The following is a 16712-nucleotide window of genomic DNA, read 5'->3' as shown; positions in this document are numbered from 1 at the left end:
ATTCTCAGACTCCAGCGGGCGTGCGGTCGTCGGTCAGATCGGCCGGGGAGGCCAGGTGGCCCAGGACGGCGGTGGCCGCCGCGACCTGCGGCGACACCAGGTGGGTACGACCGCCCTTGCCCTGCCGGCCCTCGAAGTTGCGGTTGGAGGTGGAGGCGGAGCGCTCGCCCGGGGCCAGCTGGTCGGGGTTCATGCCGAGGCACATCGAGCAGCCCGCGTGCCGCCATTCGGCGCCGGCCTCCTTGAAGACCACGTCCAGGCCCTCGGAGACGGCCTGCAGGCCCACGCGCGCGGAGCCCGGGACGACCAGCATCCGTACGCCGTCGGCGACTTTGCGGCCCCGCAGGATGTCGGCGGCGGCGCGCAGGTCCTCGATGCGGCCGTTGGTGCAGGAGCCTACGAAGACGGTGTCCACACCGATGGACCGCAGCGGCTGTCCGGCCTCCAACCCCATGTACTCCAGGGCCTTTTCGGCGGCCAGGCGCTCCGAAGCGTCTTCGTACGAAGCCGGGTCGGGGACGTGCGCCGAAAGCGGTGCGCCCTGGCCGGGGTTGGTGCCCCAGGTGACGAACGGCGACAGCTCGGCGGCGTCGATGACGACCTCGGCGTCGAAGACGGCGTCCTCGTCGGTCCGCAGCGTCTTCCAGTACGCGACGGCCGCGTCCCAGTCGGCGCCCTCGGGGGCGTGCGGACGGCCCTTGAGGTATTCGAAGGTGGTCTCGTCGGGGGCGATCATGCCCGCGCGGGCACCGGCCTCGATCGACATGTTGCAGATGGTCATCCGGGCCTCCATCGAGAGCTTCTCGATGGCGGAGCCGCGGTACTCCAGGATGTAGCCCTGGCCGCCGCCGGTGCCGATCCTCGCGATGATCGCCAGGATCAGGTCCTTGGCGGTGACGCCCTCGGGCAGCTCGCCGTCGACCGTGATCGCCATCGTCTTCGGGCGGGCCAGGGGCAGCGTCTGGGTGGCCAGCACGTGCTCGACCTGCGAGGTGCCGATGCCGAACGCCAGCGCGCCGAACGCGCCGTGCGTCGAGGTGTGGGAGTCACCGCAGACGACGGTGGTGCCCGGCTGGGTCAGACCCAGCTGGGGGCCGACGACGTGGACGACGCCCTGCTCGACGTCGCCCAGCGGGTGCAGCCGCACCCCGAACTCGGCGCAGTTCTTGCGCAGGGTCTCCAGCTGCGCACGGGAGACCGGGTCGGCGATGGGCTTGTCGATGTCGAGGGTCGGGGTGTTGTGGTCCTCGGTCGCGATGGTGAGGTCGAGGCGGCGCACCCGGCGGCCGTTCTTGCGGAGCCCGTCGAAGGCCTGCGGGCTGGTCACCTCGTGCAGCAGGTGCAGATCGATGTAGAGGAGGTCGGGCTCGCCCTCGGCGCGCCGGACGACGTGGTCGTCCCAGACCTTCTCCGCGAGTGTCCTACCCATCGCTTTCCCTCCGGCCGGCAAGCGTCCACCGACCCAACTAGAGATCTTGAGGAGCGGTGGCTGCCCGTCTCGGGCCCCTGAACGTCGTGATTCCGGGCGTCCACCGCCAGGCCCGTTGGTCTGCGGGCCGCTGTGTGATTCAAGGGTGGCGCGTTCCACGGAAAATTGAACTTGCGTTTCACAGAGTGAGACGTGAATATCGTTGCATGGACAACAGTAGCGGCGTCGGCGTTCTGGACAAGGCGGCCCTCGTCCTGAGCGCTCTGGAGTCCGGTCCGGCCACCCTCGCGGGTCTGGTCGGCGCGACCGGACTGGCACGACCCACGGCTCACCGCCTGGCCGTGGCCCTGGAACACCACCGCATGGTGGCACGCGACATGCAGGGCCGTTTCATCCTCGGCCCGCGCCTCGCGGAGCTCGCGGCAGCGGCCGGCGAGGACCGCCTGCTCGCGACGGCGGGCCCCGTGCTCACCCACCTCCGTGATGTCACCGGCGAGAGTGCGCAGCTCTACCGGCGCCAGGGTGACATGCGGATCTGTGTGGCCGCGGCGGAACGCCTGTCCGGCCTCAGGGACACGGTCCCGGTCGGCTCCACGCTCACGATGAAGGCGGGCTCCTCGGCGCAGATCCTGCTCGCCTGGGAGGAGCCCGAGCGCCTGCACCGGGGCCTTCAGGGCGCCCGCTTCACGGCGACGGCCCTGTCGGGCGTACGACGGCGCGGCTGGGCCCAGTCCATCGGCGAGCGCGAGCCGGGCGTCGCGTCCGTCTCCGCGCCCGTGCGCGGCCCCTCCAACCGCGTGGTGGCCGCCGTCTCCGTCTCGGGCCCCATCGAGCGCCTGACCCGCCACCCGGGCCGCATGCACGCCCAGGCGGTCATCGACGCGGCGGGCCGCCTCTCGGAGGCCCTGCGCCGCTCGGGCTGAGAGCAGGAGATCCGCTCCGGTCGGGAAGCGGCCGCCTCAACGCCGCGGCGACTTCTTCCCGACGGGAGCGGATCGCCCTTCCCCACGGCACCTAGGCGCGCACATCACCGCCCGACCGGTAGGCGAACCGGTCCTTCGCGTAGCGCCCCCGCTTCTCCAGCGGCACCTGCCCGTGCGCGGCGGCCAGCCCGAACGCCGGCATGTCCCCGTAGATCGCCTCGTACGACCCCTCCGGCACGACGTACGACTCGTGCCATATCCCGACCTGCCCGCGCAGCTTCCCGGCCCGCTCCTTGCGGTTGAGCCGCGCCCACACCTTGTGGTGGAAGGCGTCCGGCGCGGTCGCGTAGGCGTAGAGCTTGTCCTTGGACTCCCAGTACTGCACGACGTAGTACGTACGCGGGGATGCCGTCAGCAGCACCTTGGCCAGCAGCCCCCGCCCGGGGTCCTTCTCCAGTTCCCGCAGCATGCGCAGCATCGCGAGCATCACCGGCAGCCACAGGTGAACGGCCCGGAAGCGGTTGATGCGCATGCCGATCAACAGGACGACGACGTCGCCCTTCGCGTCGGCGGTCGTACGGGACACCATGACGTCCCCCCTCGTCGGTGAGCGGCACTATCCAACGGCCGGTGCTTGGATAGTGGCGGTATCCAAAGAGGAGCGCAAGACATGCGGCTCGCCGAGCTGAGCAGGCGCAGTGGTGTGGCCACCGCGACGATCAAGTACTACCTGCGCGAGGACCTGTTGCCGCCGGGCCGCCAGATCAACGCGACGACGGCGGAGTACGACGACGCACATCTGCGCCGGCTGCGGCTGGTCCGCGCGATGATCCAGGTCGGCGGACTCCCGGTGGCCACGGTCCGGGAGGTGCTGCGGAACGTCGACGACGAGTCCCTGGGGCGCACGATCCGGCTGGGCGCGGCCCTGTGGGCGCTGCCGCAGGTGCCGGAGCCGGACGAGGACGACGAGTACGTCCGGGCCGCGCGCCGGGAGACGGACGAGCTGCTGGACCGGCTGGGCTGGTCGAACGCGAGGCTGCTGACCACGATCTCCCCCGCCTACCGCTCCCTGGTGGTGGCGGTGGCCGCCTTCCGCCGGCTCGGCTACGACTGGGACAGCGAACTGCTCGCCCCCTACGCCGAGTTGATGCACGAGACGGCGAAGCTCGATCTGGACTTCGTGGAGACCCACCCGTCGGAGGCGGAGAAGGTGGAGACGGCGGTGCTCGGCGCGGTGCTGACCGAGCCGATCCTCCAGGCCCTGCGCCGGCTGGCCCAGGAGGAGGAGTCGGCCCGGCGGTACGGCTTCGAGTAGCGCCCGGCAGCCGGATTCGAGCGTCCGCCGCGCCTCCTGCTCCCGCTCCCCCGCTTGCCGCGCCGCCAGGTCTCAAGACAACCGGAAGAGCGGCCGCCGGTATGTCGTGCCCCGCTACATCGGCCCACGGCGGGTGACGCCAAGCGCCCACCTGTACAGATCCGGGACCTTGAACAAACGCTCAGATCCATCGGTGTCGAGCGCCTCCAGGAGCCCGGCCTCCTGCGCGAGGACGACGAGGTCCTCTTCGATTTCGCCCAGCGCCTCCTCGGTGACAGGCGTCCGGCCATACTCGCGCAGAGCCTCCGCCACCTGCCTGAGCTCTTGGAACTCTTCATCGAGCAGGGCGGACAAGGCCTTGTCACTCACGCTCTCGAGGCTGAGTGCCAGACTACGGGGCCGGAGGACGGAGCGGTCGTAACCGCTGCGCTTCTCCTCCGCTCGCTCCCAATCCAGCGCTGCGGCGAAAAGCTGGAGCAGTGCACGCGGTGAGTGGTCTCCGTTGCCGTCCGCCAGTCGGTTCCACACCCAGTTGGCGGTGAAAGCGGTGCGCTCACCTCGCATGCGCTCGCCCACCAAGGCACTCCAGGCGGCATCCACCTGCTCAGGACTCCAGGCCGCCACCTCCGTCGCGGGCAGGGCCGGGTCGAGCACCGCCAGTACGTCTGCGAAGGCGGAGGCGCGTACGGCACGCTTGAGGACGACTTTGAAGTACTCCTCTCGGTCCTCCCACTGGAGGCGGCGGGACAAGCCGAAGAAGTGGCTCTTGTTCTCGAAGCGGAGTCCCTGCCAGATGTCCTGCCGGACGAAGACCTTGAGACGAACCCTGTTCAAGCGAGAGGCGAGGTCGGCCTGCTTCGTGAGCAACCCGCTGATCGCAGCCGACCTGCGCGATCGCTGGACCGGCGAGTGACCGAAAGCCGTGTCCAAGCCGTCGAAGAGCAGGAGGAGGCCGTGGTCGCCACTCGCGTCCACACGGCGGAGCCAGTCACCACATCGAAGCGGGCCCATCGGGTCATCGAGGACTTCGAAGACCGCCTGCGTCACCGCGAAGTCACCCTCGTCAAGCTCGGTGAACGCCGGATGCGGAGTTCCGAGCTCTTGGGCCGGGGCGTGGGACTGATAGATGGCGAGCGCCATGAGCACCTGCCAGAAAGAGCCCCAGTCCAGGCCTCGCTGCTCAAGGGCGCCACCGACAGCCGCATAGTTGTCCGGGCCGAATGACCACGCTGGACGGCCCCTGTACTGATTCGGTGTCGTCACCAGCACCGGCTCCCATTCGGCCAGCTTTCCGGCCGCCAACCAGCGGAACAGGGCCGTCTTGCCCGTCCCTTTGCGGCCAAGGATCAAGGGCACATCGGGAGCGGCGGTCTCGTTGACCTGGCGTGTCACGACGTAGTCCTGCAAGAACTCATCGTGATCAAGGATTTCGGCCGTGCCGGTCGAGAACGACAGCTGCCGAAGCGCCTCGGCCTTGCTTTCGGAGGTCCGGTTCTGGACGGCGAGCGCAGGCGTAGGCTCAGGCACGATCTGAACGATCCAGTCGGCGATGCGGGCGTAAGGCGTCAGCTGCCCGCGCGACACTCCGACGGTGTCCGCGAAAGCCACCTCCGCGTTGTACGGGATCATGTGAGTGATCTCTTCGGCCGACAGACCCTGAGTCGCTTCACGCCGGGAGCCTGCGATCGCCGTCCACGCCTCCACCCACGATCTGGCGCGCTCGGCAAGGCGCGTGGCGCTGATGCCGGGCGGCATCGGTGACACGACGAATCGCGGCTCAGGTGTCATGACCTGGCCGGCCGTACTGCGCCGCGTCGTAGCGCTCAACAAGGCCTTGGTGAGCATCTCCGTGCCGGCTCGCGCCTGGGCATGGGGATGGAAGCAGATGACCGCCATGTCCGAGACGTCGAACAGCAAGGGCGCCGCAACGGGACTGACACCAGTTCTGGAGTCGATCAGAATGACGTCGGGCCGAAGGTTGGAGTCGCGTACGTCATCGATGAGCCGATGCAGCGCATTCGTACCCTCCCGGTACCAGATCTCCGGCTCCAGCGCCCGCAACTGAGCAGCGTAGGCGCTGTCGATCCGGCCGGCCGGCATGCAGTACAACCGCCCTGCGTCGTCTACGGGGATGAGGTGTTTGAGTGCCGAGCTCTCTTCTCCGAACTCGTACTGCAGCAGCGCTGACACCACTCCCTGGTCGGTGTCGACCTGATTCTCGATGCCGAACAGGGAGTCGAGGCCGGGTGCCTCCAAGTCCATGTCGATGCAGACAACGGTGAGTCCATGATCACTGCTCAGGCGACGCGCTACCGACACCAGCGCCGTACTGCGCCCGACGCCACCCTTGAGGCTGTAGAAGGTGACGACCGGGGCCGAATCAAGATCCTCGTCCAGGTCGCTGGCGAAGGTCACGGAAGGCAGGGTGCGGTCGGCGTCCTGGGCCCGCTCCAGGGCGGAAGTCCAGTGCGGTGCCCGGTCGCCAGCATCGTCACTGCCCAAGTCGCCGTACCACTCGGCTTCCGCCGGAGTGAGCAGCTCCCAGGTATGTACCTGGCGCAGCACATCATCATCGAGCGGTTCCACGACCTTGGCCTTCCGCTCCTCCGGGGTCCACGGCCCGAAGCCGTCACTCTCGGCACGCACCAGAAGGCCCCCGGCGTCACGTACGACGTGGACCACTGCCGAAGGGACGACCTCTCGTACGGCTGCCGTGATCTTCTCAGCGGAGTCATGGGCGGAATTCACGTCGGCCTTCCTCATCCGATCCACCTGCGGCCAGCGGATCCTCGTCGGGAGCTCGCTTGCCGGATACGCGTCGCCACCCAGCTTGCCAGCTCCCTTCCACCCTTGAGCAGGTCTTTCGGGTCGACGTCGGCAGGCAAACGGGCCTCGTAGCGGAGTTCAGTACCCCAATGGACCATGAACAGGTGGGCGTGTCCCGGCGGCGGCGGGAACTGAGCAGACTGCCACAACCCACGCAGGTTGTGTCCTTCGTGCCCGCTCCGGGGGAAGCGGATCCCGTTCAGTTGCAAGTAGGTCTTCAACCTGCACTCGACCACATAGCCGGCCAAGTAGACGGCTCCGAGATAGTGACCCGAGTCAGCCAGGGTCTTGGCCTCTGCCGCACGCACTCCGGCCACGGCCTGGTAGTCAGCCACGCGTTACCCCCCTCTACCCCTGCCGTACACCATCAGGTCTCCCCACCCGATGCGGCTTGGTGCAGCCGAGACGACGGAAGCCTCCCAGTTGAGCTGGGAGGCTTCCGTGCATACGTACCCCCGACCGGATTCGAACCGGCGCTACCGCCTTGAGAGGGCGGCGTGCTAGGCCGCTACACAACGGGGGCGTGGACTCTGCGTTTCCGCAGGTCCGAGCTGGTCTACCTGGACTCGAACCAAGACTAACTGAACCAGAATCAGTCGTGCTGCCAATTACACCATAGACCAATGATGGTTTAGACCAGTCAGTACCCCCGACCGGATTCGAACCGGCGCTACCGCCTTGAGAGGGCGGCGTGCTAGGCCGCTACACAACGGGGGCCCTAGCGATCCCGACGAGGTCGAGATCAGTACCCCCGACCGGATTCGAACCGGCGCTACTGCCTTGAGAGGGCAGCGTGCTAGGCCGCTACACAACGGGGGCTTTGCAGATAAGCTCTGCGAGCTGGCCTACCTGGACTCGAACCAAGACTAACTGAACCAGAATCAGTCGTGCTGCCAATTACACCATAGGCCACTGGAACTCAAGCCCCTACGGGGTTCTCGTTCTAGCTTGCTCCTCGGGGCTCCGGCCTTCCGGCCCGCTCCCCTCGGCGCAGGAAGAACATTACCTGAAGGTGGACGGGGCTCCAAAACGGGTATCGGCGCGGACGAGCGCCGGGAGTTCGGCGAGGGTCGAGATCCGGTGCGCCACGACCTCCCCGGCGGCCCGCGCGTAGGCCGCCCCGCGGTCGATCCACACCGACAGCAACCCGGCCTCGGCGGCGCCCCGCCCGTCGACCTCCGGGTGGTCGCCGACGTACGCCACCTGGTGCGGGGGCAGCCCCAGCGCCTCGCAGGACGCCAGGAAGGCGCCCGGCTCCGGCTTGGAGACGCCCAGCTCGGCGGCGCACAGCACGGACTCGAAGCGGTGGAGCAGGCCGAGCGTGCGCAGCTTGTGCTCCTGGACGGCGATGCTGGAGTTGGACAGCACCGCGTGCCGGTGGCTGGCCGCGAGGGCTTCCAGGGCGGGCAGGACGTCCGGGAAGACGCTCCAGGCGGCCTCGTAGTGCCCGATGTACCGCCCGAACCAGTCGTCGGCCTCCGCGTCGGTCAGGTCCTTGTCCAGGAAGACCCGCACCCGGTCGCGCCGCTGGTCCTGGAAGGTGGTCTCGCCGGCGGCGTAGCGCGCCCACTGCCGCTCGGTGATCTCCCGCCACCGGACCAGCGCGGCCTCGGCGCTGCCGTGGCCGGCGAGCAGCCCCTCCACCGCGAGGTGGGCCCGCATGCCCTCCCGGTCGGCGGTCGTGTAGTCGAACAGGGTGTCGTCCACGTCCCAGACCACGGCTCTGATCGTCATACGACCGACGGTACCGCCGCACCGGTCGGGACGCCGGGGAATCGGATCGTTGCCCGTCGGACGCCGTCAGGCCTGGTCGGAGGCGGGGTCCGGGGCCACGAAGAAGTCCGTCAGGAAGCAGGTGACCTCACCCGACGCCGAGCGGCCCGTCCAGGTGGGATAGCAGCCGTCGCCCCAGCCGGAGGTGAACGCGGCCAGGGTGTGGCCGCCGTCCGTGGACCTGACCAGGTACGGCCCCGGCGACCAGTCGCTGCTCTCGAACGCCTCCCACAGCGGCCCTTCCTCCTCCCGGGTCTCCGGGAAGGCCTCCTCGGCCGAGGCGTCGTAGAAGCAGCCCGTGCCGGCGTCGACGCCGTACCCGAAGAACTCGTCGTCCTTGAGCGTCGCGGGGTCCTGGCCAGGGAGCAGGGCCAGTTCCCAGGTGACGGCCGGCTCGTCCCGGATGACGAGGCGGGCGGCGGCCACGCGCAGGTGGGGCAGGTCGGACGGGGGCTCGCCGGGCCGGGTGAGGGTCGCGACGGCCGCTTCGACGCGGTAGCGGCCGGGCTCGACGGTGGCCGTGAACGGCTCGATGTCACCGCTGCCGAGGTAGACGAACGGGTCGCTCGCGACGACCCGGCCGGTGGGGAGGTCCAGTTCGCCCCCGTCGGCCACGTGGATCACACCCGTGGTCCCGGACTCGTAGGCGAACGTGCTGCCCGGGGTGAACAGCCAGGTGTAGTCCCGCGGACTCATCGGCATGACGGCGCCCTTCTCGATCGCGCTCGCTGTGCGAGCCGTGTGAGCCGAAACACTAGTGCGACCCACTGACAGGCACGCCCGAGGGGCGGCAGCCCTACGGCCACCGCCCCTCGGGGACGCGCGCGCCTACGCCGTCAGCCTGGCCAGCGCAGCGTCGATGCGGGCCAGCGTCTTCTCCTCGCCCAGGATCTCCAGGGACTCGAAGAGCGGCAGGCCGACGGTGCGGCCGGTGACGGCCACGCGGACCGGGGCCTGGGCCTTGCCGAGCTTGAGGCCGTGCGCCTCGCCGGCGGCAAGGACGGCCTCCTTGAGCGACTCGGCCGAGGTCCAGTCCGCCGCCTGGAGCTTCTCGCGGGCGGTGCGCAGCAGGGCGTCGGAGCCCTCCTTCATCGCCTTGGTCCACGAGGCCTCGTCGGAGACCGGCTCCGGCAGGAACAGGAAGTCGACGTTGTCGGTGATCTCGGACAGGACCTTCAGACGGGTCTGGGCGTGCGGGGCGATCGCCTGCCACTTGGCCTCGTCGAAGTCCTCCGGCGCCCAGGGCGCGAACGGGGCCTTCAGCCAGGGGCGGCAGCGCTCGGTGAACTCCTTCACGTCCAGCATGCGGATGTGGTCGGCGTTGATCGCCTCGCACTTCTTCAGGTCGAAGCGCGCCGGGTTGGGGTTCACATCGGCGATGTCGAAGGCCTGGACCATCTCCTCGATCGTGAAGATGTCCTGGTCCGCGGAGAGCGACCAGCCCAGCAGGGACAGGTAGTTGAGCAGGCCCTCGGGCAGGAAGCCCTGCTCGCGGTAGAGGTTGAGGGACGACTGCGGGTCGCGCTTGGAGAGCTTCTTGTTGCCCTCGCCCATGACGTACGGCAGGTGGCCGAACCGCGGGATCTGCTTCGCGACGCCCAGCTCGATCAGCGCCTTGTACAGCGCGATCTGGCGTGGGGTGGAGGAGAGCAGGTCCTCGCCGCGCAGGACGTGGGTGATCTCCATCAGAGCGTCGTCGACCGGGTTCACCAGCGTGTACAGCGGGGCGCCGTTCGCACGGACGATGCCGTAGTCGGGCACGTTCTCCGGCGTGAAGGTGAGCTCGCCGCGGACCAGGTCGGTGAAGGTGATGGTCTCGTCCGGCATGCGGAAGCGGACGATCGGGGTGCGGCCCTGCGCCTGGTACTCCTCGACCTGCTCGGCGGTCAGGTTGCGGCAGTGGCCGTCGTAGCCGGAGGGCCTGCCGGCGGCGCGGGCGGCCTCGCGGCGGCTGTCCAGCTCCTCCTGGGAGCAGTAGCAGTGGTAGGCGTGGCCGGCGTCGAGGAGCTTCTGGGCGACGTCGGCGTAGATGTCCATGCGCTGCGACTGGCGGTACGGCGCGTGCGGGCCGCCGACCTCGGGGCCCTCGTCCCAGTCGAAGCCGAGCCAGCGCATCGCGTCGAGCAGCTGGTTGTACGACTCCTCGGAATCGCGGGCCGCGTCGGTGTCCTCGATGCGGAAGACCAGGGTGCCCTGGTGGTGCCGGGCGAACGCCCAGTTGAACAGGGCGGTGCGGACCAGGCCCACGTGGGGGTTACCGGTGGGCGAGGGGCAGAAACGGACGCGTACGGAGCCGGGTGCGCTAGCCACGCTTGACAACCTTGTTGGTGAGAGTGCCGATGCCTTCGATGGTGACGGCGACCTCGTCGCCGACGCTCAGGGGGCCGACCCCCGCGGGGGTGCCCGTGAGGATCACGTCGCCGGGGAGCAGCGTCATGGCCTCGGAGATGTTGACGATCAGGTCCTCGATGGGGTGGATCATCTCGCTCGTGCGGCCGAGCTGGCGCTGTTCGCCGTTGACCGTGAGCTGGATGGTGAGGTCGTTCGCGGCGTCCACCGAGAGGTCGGTCTCCACCCAGGGGCCGAGCGGGCAGGAGGTGTCGAAGCCCTTGGCCCGGGCCCACTGCTTCTCGCGCTTCTGCACGTCGCGTGCGGTGACGTCGTTGGCGCAGGTGTAGCCGAAGATCACGTCCTTGACGCGGTCGCGCGGGACCTCGCGGCACAGGCGGCCGATGACGACGGCCAGCTCGGCCTCGTGGTGCAGCTCCTGGGAGAACGAGGGGTACTGGATGTCGTCGCCGGGGCCGATCACGGAGGTGGACGGCTTGAAGAAGGCGAACGGCGCGTCGGGCACCTCGTTGCCCAGTTCGCGCGCGTGCTCGGCGTAGTTGCGGCCGAACGCCACGACCTTGTTGGGGAGCACCGGCGGGAGCAGCCTGACCTTGCTCAGCGGCACCTTCGTCCCGGACAGCTCGAAGTCCGCGAACGGGATGCCCTTGATGATGTCGAGGACGAGTTCGTCCTGCTTGTCGCCCTCGACCGCGCCGAAGGCTACGTTCCCGTCGATGGAGAACCTGGCGATGCGCACGGGATCCTTGCGCCCCTCACTGAGAACCGGCGTACTGACGCCTCAGGTTATCGGAGCTATGCGAAGTTGTTCGCTTCCGGGGGCATCGCCGCAGGTCAGGGGCGGGTCACCGGGGCGCACTCGGGCACGGTCGCCCCACGGCGCCGGCCGGGGGACGCGGGGAACGCGAACGCGGCCGGAAGGGACCGTCGTGGTCCTTCCGGCCGCGCCCGGCGGAGCCGTCGGTCACTCGCCGGCCGGGGCCCCCGCGCCGACCGGGACCTCCATCAGGACGGTGCGCCTGGGGTTGGCCGTCTGGGCGGGGAGGTCGACGGAGTGCTCCGGCAGCTCGGGCGTCTGCAGTTCGCCGGCGTCCTTCAGGTGCGCCAGGGTCGTGCGCCGCGGGTTGGCAATCTTGCGGAACATCATCGTCGTCTTCACCGTTGTCGTCCTGTGGCCTCTGGTCGAGTGGTTGGCAGAGTCGTCCGTCTTGTAAAGCGTCAGGCTAAACATCCGATTCCCCGACGAAGACGCCAACTGCCCATGAGTCGCATGTGAGTTTGCTCACGAAGTCGCGGGCAAACCGGTCAATTCCGACCGGCAACCCGTCTTGGAGAAACGGACATTGACCCACTGAAGCCACCATTCCGCTCCTGATCATGGCGACTGGGACACAGGACGCCGCGCGGCGACTCGCACGAGTACGCCCGTTATGCCCAAGATCTGGTTCCACGGCTGGTAACCCGGCACTCACTGGCCGTCACGGAGGTCACAGCTCGGCCCACTGCCCTTGTTGGAGATCCTGCACTGTGCTGGAATTCCACGGACCGCCGCGGGATCGAACCGGCGCAGGGGGCGCGCACAGCGCCGAGCGGCGGCGAGACAGGGGGGAACCAGCGCCGGTCACTCAAGACCACCGGGGGGCGTATTCAGGGCGCTCTCCACAACGCCGACACCGTGTCCCTCCGTTCACGCGGAGGGGCGCCTGGTCCAGAGGTTGCGACGCTAGTGCAGGGACGTTTCAAGAGGGATGGCAGCGCTTCGGCGGAGCCGGAGCCGCACGGCGGGACTGGCCCCAAGGCCGTCAGCTCCTCGCCCCAGCACGCCCAGAACCCGGGCCCGGGCCAGGCCGCGGACGGCGGTGAGCGCGGCGGGCGGCCGGGCGCCTCGGCCTCGTCGGCCTCCGCGACCGCGACGCCCTCGGGCGACTCCGCGCCGACGGTGAAGCCCGTGCAGGGCCCGACCGGCACCGGTTCGCGGCTCGCCCTGCGCAACTGGCGCATCTCCACCCGCCTGGTGTCGCTGCTCGCGCTGCCGGTGGTCGCGGCCACCTCGCTGGGCGCGCTGCGCATCGACCAGTCCGTCGAGGACATCCAGCAGCTGGACAACATGAAGCTGCTGACGGAGATGACCAAGCAGGCCACCGAGCTGGCCCACGCGCTCCAGGAGGAGCGCGACCAGTCCGCCGGCCCCCTGGCGCACGGCGGCCTGAAGGCGAACGACTACCAGATCAAGGCCTACCAGCAGAAGACCGACCGGGCCCGCGAGAACTTCCTCGACTCCTCCGAGCAGATCGACGCGGCCAGCAAGGACGGCAATCTCCAGGGCGTCCGCGACGCGCTGGTCGGCCTCGCCAACCAGCTCGACGACCTCGCCAAGATCCGCAAGTCGGCCTACTCGTCCAAGGACAACGCGACCCAGACGGTCGAGTCCTACCACCGGCTCATCACCCAGCTGATCGGCCTCTCCCAGGACATGGCCGAGGCGTCCAGCAACCCGGAGATGATCTCGCGCACCCGCGCCCTGGCGGCCTTCTCCACCGCCAAGGAGTACGCCTCCGTGCAGCGCGCGATGATCGCCGCCGCACTGCCCGCGACCACCAGCACCAAGGGCGACCTCTCCGAGAACGACCGCCTCTACGGCCAGTCGGCGTACGAGAGCGAGGGCTCCGAGCTGGCGATCTTCCGGAAGATCTACGCCGGCCAGAACGCCGAGGAACTGCTCAAGCCGATCGACGAGGGCAACCCGACGATCGAGTCCGCCGACACCTACGCCAAGCGCTCCTTCGAGTCCCCGGACGGCCTCCAGCAGCTCCCCTCGCGGTCGTACAAAGACTGGGTCGACGACAGCTCGACCAAGATCGAGCAGATGAAGAAGATCGAGCGCACGCTCCTGGAGGAGATGGAGCAGAAGGCGCGCGAGCTGAAGAGCGCCACCCAGCGTGACGCGATCATCTCCGGTGCGCTGATCCTGCTCGTGCTCGGTGTCTCGCTGGTCGGCGCGTTCGTCGTCGCCCGGTCCATGATCCGCTCGCTGCGCCGGCTCCAGGAGACCGCGACCAGGGTCGCCCAGGACCGCCTGCCCGAGCTGGTCAAGCAGCTGTCGGAGTCGGACCCGCAGGACGTCGACACCTCCGTGGAGTCGGTCGGTGTGCACTCCCGGGACGAGATCGGCCAGGTGGCCGCGGCCTTCGACGACGTGCACCGCGAGGCGGTCCGCCTCGCCGCCGAGCAGGCCCTGCTGCGGGGCAACGTCAACGCGATGTTCACCAACCTCTCGCGCCGCTCCCAGGGCCTGATCCAGCGCCAGCTCTCCCTCATCTCCGAACTGGAGTCCCGCGAGGCCGACCCGGACCAGCTCTCCTCGCTCTTCAAGCTCGACCACCTCGCGACGCGTATGCGCCGTAACGGTGAGAACCTCCTCGTCCTCGCGGGTGAGGAGCCCGGCCGTCGCTGGACCCGCCCGGTCCCGCTGGTCGACGTGCTCCGCGCCGCCGCGTCCGAGGTGGAGCAGTACGAGCGCATCGAGCTGGCCGCCGTCCCCACCACCGAGGTGGCCGGCCGGGTCGTCAACGACCTCGTGCACCTGCTCGCCGAGCTGCTGGAGAACGCGACCTCGTTCTCCTCGCCGCAGACCAAGGTCAAGGTCACCGGTCACGCGCTGCCCGACGGCCGCGTCCTGATCGAGATCCACGACACCGGTATCGGCCTCTCCCCCGAGGACCTCGCGGCGATCAACGAGCGGCTCGCCTCGCCGCCCACCGTGGACGTCTCCGTCTCCCGCCGCATGGGCCTGTTCGTGGTCGGCCGGCTGTCCCAGCGGCACGGCATCCGCATCCAGCTGCGCCCGTCCGACTCCGGTGGTACGACCGCCCTGGTCATGCTGCCCGTGGACGTCGCCCAGGGCGGCAAGAAGCCCGCTCCGGGCAAGCCCGGTGCCCCCGTGTCCACGGGTGGTCCCGCCGCCGCGCAGGCCGCCGCCGGTGCGGCCGCGGCCCGGCGGCAGACCGCCGGCAACGGCGGCGCCCCGGGCGGTGGCGGTCTGCTCGGTGCCGGTCCGGGCCCGCGTGGCCAGGTCGGCTCCGCCCAGGGTCCCCGGGCCGCGCTGCCCGGCACGGGCCAGGGCGGCCGCCCCGGTGCGCCGGGCCCCCGTGGTCCGCAGGGCGGCCGGCCGGCTCCGGCCGGTGCCGGTGCCGGCGGCTTCGGCGGTCAGGCGCCGGGCGCTCCGCAGGGGCTCCAGGCCGCGAACCCGGGCGGTCCGCAGCAGGACGCCTTCGGCGGCCGTCGCCCGAAGCGGTCCGGCGGCGCCCCCGACCAGGGCCGTCAGCCCCAGCTCCCGCCGCGCGGCGGCCCGCGGGCCGAACTGCCCGGCGGTGAACCGCAGTCCCGCACGCCGGACTGGAGCGACGCGCAGGCCCCGCTGTCGCGTGCCTCGCTGGACACCCCGCGCGGCCACGACGAGCAGGACCCGGCGCAGACCGCGCACATGCCGCGCGTGGACGACCGGCAGGGCCCGGGCTCGACGGCGGAGATGCCGCGGATCGACGCCCAGGGACCGGCCGCGACCGGCGAGTTCCCGCGTGCCGAGCTGAACGGCGGCTCGCACACGGGTCAGTTCGCCCGCCCGGACCTCGCCCAGCAGAACGGCCAGTTCGCGCGGCCGGAAGGCGCTCAGAACACGGGCCAGTTCCAGCGCCCGGACAGCCTCCAGCAGACCGGCCAGTTCGCGCGGCCCGACGACCTCCAGCAGACCGGCCAGTTCCCGCGGCCCGACAACCTTCAGCAGACCGGCCAGTTCCCGCGGCCCGAGAGCCCGCAGGACACGGGCCAGTTCGGGCTCCCCGACGACGGCCGGCAGCAGGGCCGTTTCGACGGCGGCGACCAGCAGGGCACCGGCTCGTTCGTCCGCTCCGACGTGTTCGGCACGCCGGCGCCCGGGCGACGGGACCCCGGCGCCCAGCACACGGGCCAGTTCCCGGCCCAGCAGGCCCCGCAGGGGTACGACGGCGGCTACGACGGCAGCTCCACCGGGCAGCACGCTCTGCCCGGTCGCCAGAACCCCGGTCACACCGGTCAGTTCGAGCGCCCGCAGCCGGCCCGTGACGACTTCGGCGCCCCCCGTCCGCAGGCCCCGCAGCAGCGTCCGGTCCGCCAGGAGCCCGGCAACCGGGGCGCCGCCCAGGCGCCCGGTGACGGATGGGCCCTGCCGCCGGCCAGCAGTCCGGGTGACGGCCGTACCCCGCTGTACGACAGGCTGGAGACCAACTGGTTCCACGGTCAGCAGCAGGAGAACGCGCCCGCGCAGCAGCAGCCGCAGGCGCCCGCTCCGCAGCGTCCCGCGCCCGCCGGCAACAACGGCAGCGCCCACGGCAACGGCTCCTGGCGTACCTCGCCGAACGACGAACTCGTCCGGCAGGCCGAGCGCGTCCGTCAGCCCGCGGCCGGCGGGGTCACCACCTCCGGCCTGCCGCGCCGCGTCCCCCGGGCGAACCTCGTGCCGGGCACCGCACAGCAGCAACAGCACCAAAGCGGTCCGCAGGTCTCGCGCGCGCCGGACGACGTGCGCGGACGGCTGACCAATCTCCGTCGGGGCATCGCTCAGGGCCGTCAGGCCGGCAGCGGCCAGACCGGCAGCTTCCCGAGCCCCACTCACCAGCAGGAGCGTTAGTTGAGTCCGATGAGCCAGGCGGCACAGAACCTGAACTGGTTGATCACCAACTTCGTGGACAACACCCCTGGGGTGTCCCACACCGTGGTGGTCTCCGCCGACGGCCTTCTGCTGGCGATGTCCGAAGGCTTCCCCCGGGACCGCGCGGACCAGCTCGCGGCCGTCGCATCCGGTCTGACGTCCCTGACGGCCGGGGCGTCCCGGATCTTCGAGGGCGGCACCGTGGCGCAGACGGTCGTCGAGATGGAGCGCGGGTTCCTCTTCCTGATGTCCATCTCGGACGGGTCGTCGCTCGCGGTCCTGGCCCATCCCGAGGCGGACATCGGTCTCGTCGGCTACGAGATGGCACTGCTCGTCGACCGCGCGGGGGCGGTACTCACACCGGACCTGCGCGCCGAACTCCAGGGAAGTCTGCTTCACTGACCGCCCCCG

Annotated in this window: 13 protein-coding genes and 5 tRNA genes; 4 read left to right on the top strand and 14 right to left on the bottom strand. The window is 70.1% G+C overall.

All coding sequences use genetic code 11. The features are described 5' to 3' along the window. Nucleotides 1-4 precede the first annotated feature (4 nt). Nucleotides 5-1429 (bottom strand): 3-isopropylmalate dehydratase large subunit, encoded by a 1425-nt coding sequence (gene leuC / locus ACH4LD_RS28540; protein WP_132788864.1) that lies wholly within the window; start codon nucleotides 1427-1429, stop codon nucleotides 5-7. A gap of 206 nt (nucleotides 1430-1635) precedes the next feature. Between leuC and ndgR the strand changes: the two genes are divergently transcribed. After that, the gene (gene ndgR / locus ACH4LD_RS28535) at nucleotides 1636-2352 is read left to right on the top strand and encodes an IclR family transcriptional regulator NdgR (protein ID WP_014675221.1); all 717 of its coding nucleotides are present in this window, start codon (nucleotides 1636-1638) and stop codon (nucleotides 2350-2352) included. 91 nt (nucleotides 2353-2443) lie between these two features. Here ndgR and ACH4LD_RS28530 read toward each other — a convergent pair whose 3' ends face one another. Next, the gene (locus tag ACH4LD_RS28530; RefSeq protein ID WP_132788865.1) at nucleotides 2444-2941 is read right to left on the bottom strand and encodes a DUF4188 domain-containing protein; all 498 of its coding nucleotides are present in this window, start codon (nucleotides 2939-2941) and stop codon (nucleotides 2444-2446) included. 81 nt (nucleotides 2942-3022) lie between these two features. Between ACH4LD_RS28530 and ACH4LD_RS28525 the strand changes: the two genes are divergently transcribed. Further along, on the top strand, nucleotides 3023-3667 hold the full coding sequence (locus ACH4LD_RS28525; RefSeq protein ID WP_398057186.1) for a MerR family transcriptional regulator: 645 nt from the start codon (nucleotides 3023-3025) through the stop codon (nucleotides 3665-3667). Between the two features lie 114 nt (nucleotides 3668-3781). Here ACH4LD_RS28525 and ACH4LD_RS28520 read toward each other — a convergent pair whose 3' ends face one another. From ACH4LD_RS28520 to ACH4LD_RS28465, 12 genes are all read right to left on the bottom strand, one after another. Then, on the bottom strand, nucleotides 3782-6430 hold the full coding sequence (locus tag ACH4LD_RS28520) for a tyrosine-protein kinase family protein (protein ID WP_398057187.1): 2649 nt from the start codon (nucleotides 6428-6430) through the stop codon (nucleotides 3782-3784). After that, nucleotides 6427-6828 (bottom strand): hypothetical protein, encoded by a 402-nt coding sequence (locus ACH4LD_RS28515; protein ID WP_398057188.1) that lies wholly within the window; start codon nucleotides 6826-6828, stop codon nucleotides 6427-6429. The genes ACH4LD_RS28520 and ACH4LD_RS28515 overlap by 4 nt, the downstream gene beginning before the upstream one ends. Before the next feature lie 115 nt (nucleotides 6829-6943). Further along, nucleotides 6944-7016, bottom strand: a tRNA-Glu gene (locus tag ACH4LD_RS28510). Between the two features lie 28 nt (nucleotides 7017-7044). Further along, nucleotides 7045-7116, bottom strand: a tRNA-Gln gene (locus ACH4LD_RS28505). 21 nt (nucleotides 7117-7137) lie between these two features. Next, nucleotides 7138-7210: transfer RNA gene (locus tag ACH4LD_RS28500), tRNA-Glu, on the bottom strand. 29 nt (nucleotides 7211-7239) lie between these two features. Beyond that, nucleotides 7240-7312, bottom strand: a tRNA-Glu gene (locus tag ACH4LD_RS28495). Between the two features lie 21 nt (nucleotides 7313-7333). Next, a tRNA-Gln gene (locus tag ACH4LD_RS28490) sits at nucleotides 7334-7405 on the bottom strand. 90 nt (nucleotides 7406-7495) lie between these two features. Next, the gene (locus tag ACH4LD_RS28485) at nucleotides 7496-8227 is read right to left on the bottom strand and encodes an HAD family hydrolase (protein ID WP_398057189.1); all 732 of its coding nucleotides are present in this window, start codon (nucleotides 8225-8227) and stop codon (nucleotides 7496-7498) included. Nucleotides 8228-8293: 66 nt separating this feature from the next. Beyond that, nucleotides 8294-8968 carry a DUF4241 domain-containing protein gene (locus tag ACH4LD_RS28480; protein ID WP_398057190.1) on the bottom strand — a complete coding sequence of 225 codons (675 nt, stop codon included), beginning with the start codon at nucleotides 8966-8968 and terminating at the stop codon, nucleotides 8294-8296. A 126-nt stretch (nucleotides 8969-9094) separates the two neighbouring features. Beyond that, a complete protein-coding gene (gltX, locus tag ACH4LD_RS28475; RefSeq protein ID WP_132788871.1) occupies nucleotides 9095-10576 on the bottom strand; it encodes a glutamate--tRNA ligase in 1482 nt (493 codons plus the stop codon). Then, nucleotides 10569-11354 (bottom strand): fumarylacetoacetate hydrolase family protein, encoded by a 786-nt coding sequence (locus tag ACH4LD_RS28470; protein WP_132788872.1) that lies wholly within the window; start codon nucleotides 11352-11354, stop codon nucleotides 10569-10571. Before ACH4LD_RS28470 ends, gltX begins: the two co-directional genes overlap by 8 nt. Nucleotides 11355-11579: 225 nt before the next feature. Then, complete coding sequence (locus ACH4LD_RS28465) at nucleotides 11580-11774, bottom strand: hypothetical protein (RefSeq protein ID WP_132788873.1); 195 nt, start codon at nucleotides 11772-11774, stop codon at nucleotides 11580-11582. Between the two features lie 567 nt (nucleotides 11775-12341). On the opposite strand from ACH4LD_RS28465, the gene ACH4LD_RS28460 reads away from it, so the two are divergent. Further along, the gene (locus tag ACH4LD_RS28460; RefSeq protein WP_398057191.1) at nucleotides 12342-16280 is read left to right on the top strand and encodes a nitrate- and nitrite sensing domain-containing protein; all 3939 of its coding nucleotides are present in this window, start codon (nucleotides 12342-12344) and stop codon (nucleotides 16278-16280) included. A 9-nt stretch (nucleotides 16281-16289) separates the two neighbouring features. Then, on the top strand, nucleotides 16290-16703 hold the full coding sequence (locus tag ACH4LD_RS28455) for a roadblock/LC7 domain-containing protein (RefSeq protein ID WP_014675212.1): 414 nt from the start codon (nucleotides 16290-16292) through the stop codon (nucleotides 16701-16703). Nucleotides 16704-16712: the final 9 nt, after the last annotated feature.

The organism is Streptomyces sp. NPDC017676 (assembly GCF_044329325.1).
Classification (GTDB): domain Bacteria; phylum Actinomycetota; class Actinomycetes; order Streptomycetales; family Streptomycetaceae; genus Streptomyces.
The sequence above is the reverse complement of the archived record's forward strand: the minus strand, read 5'-3'. Positions and strand labels throughout refer to the sequence as shown.

What these genes read in the sequence shown, in the direction of transcription:
- leuC (WP_132788864.1), bottom strand. Translation starts at nt 1,429, where the DNA reads ATGGGTAGGACACTCGCGGAGAAGGTCTGGGACGACCACGTCGTCCGG.
- ndgR (WP_014675221.1), top strand. Translation starts at nt 1,636, where the DNA reads ATGGACAACAGTAGCGGCGTCGGCGTTCTGGACAAGGCGGCCCTCGTC.
- ACH4LD_RS28530 (WP_132788865.1), bottom strand. Translation starts at nt 2,941, where the DNA reads ATGGTGTCCCGTACGACCGCCGACGCGAAGGGCGACGTCGTCGTCCTG.
- ACH4LD_RS28525 (WP_398057186.1), top strand. Translation starts at nt 3,023, where the DNA reads ATGCGGCTCGCCGAGCTGAGCAGGCGCAGTGGTGTGGCCACCGCGACG.
- ACH4LD_RS28520 (WP_398057187.1), bottom strand. Translation starts at nt 6,430, where the DNA reads ATGAGGAAGGCCGACGTGAATTCCGCCCATGACTCCGCTGAGAAGATC.
- ACH4LD_RS28485 (WP_398057189.1), bottom strand. Translation starts at nt 8,227, where the DNA reads ATGACGATCAGAGCCGTGGTCTGGGACGTGGACGACACCCTGTTCGAC.
- ACH4LD_RS28480 (WP_398057190.1), bottom strand. Translation starts at nt 8,968, where the DNA reads ATGCCGATGAGTCCGCGGGACTACACCTGGCTGTTCACCCCGGGCAGC.
- ACH4LD_RS28455 (WP_014675212.1), top strand. Translation starts at nt 16,290, where the DNA reads ATGAGCCAGGCGGCACAGAACCTGAACTGGTTGATCACCAACTTCGTG.